The organism is Paracoccus endophyticus (genome assembly GCF_003286075.1).
In the GTDB taxonomy this organism is placed as follows: domain Bacteria; phylum Pseudomonadota; class Alphaproteobacteria; order Rhodobacterales; family Rhodobacteraceae; genus Paracoccus; species Paracoccus endophyticus.
The window spans coordinates 1-740 of sequence record NZ_QLUV01000055.1 but is presented as its reverse complement, the minus strand read 5'-3'; the positions used below and the strand labels follow the sequence as shown (position 1 = coordinate 740).

The 740-nt window shown below is 39.2% G+C and carries 2 protein-coding genes; both read right to left on the bottom strand.

The genetic code is table 11. The features are described 5' to 3' along the window. Positions 1–297 (bottom strand): 50S ribosomal protein L20 (rplT, locus tag DPQ23_RS15230; protein ID WP_112875595.1); only part of this gene is annotated, 297 nt, incomplete at its 3' end. Positions 298–364: 67 nt separating this feature from the next. After that, on the bottom strand, positions 365–562 hold the full coding sequence (gene rpmI, locus DPQ23_RS15225; protein ID WP_005596065.1) for a 50S ribosomal protein L35: 198 nt from the start codon (positions 560–562) through the stop codon (positions 365–367). Positions 563–740 lie beyond the last annotated feature (178 nt).

The window sequence follows — 740 nt, the reverse complement described above, 5'->3', positions numbered from 1 at the left end:
GATCTTGTCAGCTAAAATCTTACGGTCGATTTCAACAGAAGCTTTTTTCAAGCCGTTGATGAATTTGCTGTAAGATAAACCGTTTTGACGTGCTGCAGCGTTGATACGTGCAATCCATAATTGACGGAATTGACGTTTACGTTGACGACGGTCACGGTAAGCATATTGACCAGCTTTAATTACAGCTTGGAACGCAACGCGATAAACACGTGAACGCGCACCATAATAACCTTTAGCAGCCTTAAGAACTTTCTTATGGCGTGCTCTTGCAATAACACCACGTTTTACACGAGCCATTATTAAATCTCCTAATGTATATAATTAACTAAAATTCACTAAAGTACGTTTTAACTTGACTCAACGCTTATGCGTATGGTAAGCACGCTACTACTAATACTTGGTCTGCTTTCGCTACCATTGATTTGTGGCGTAAGTGACGTTTACGTTTAGTGGTTTTCTTAGTCAAAATATGACGTAAGTGAGATTGTTTACGTTTGAAACCGCCTGAAGCTGTTTTCTTGAAACGCTTAGCAGCACCACGTACTGTTTTAATTTTAGGCATTGTTTTATAAACTCCGCATTGTTTTATCTAATACATAATAATCAGGCGAAAAATACGCTTATCGCTAACCGTCTTTTTACTTGCAAAGCACTAATTATCTCGAACAGAGCGTTACCGCTCATAGCCCTTTACGGCTAAAAAGCAAATCAGGCTGCGAAATGTGCCTGTAGATTGCTTT

Excerpts from the sequence above, each read along its gene's own strand:
- rpmI (WP_005596065.1), bottom strand. The coding sequence starts at position 562 with ATGCCTAAAATTAAAACAGTACGTGGTGCTGCTAAGCGTTTCAAGAAA.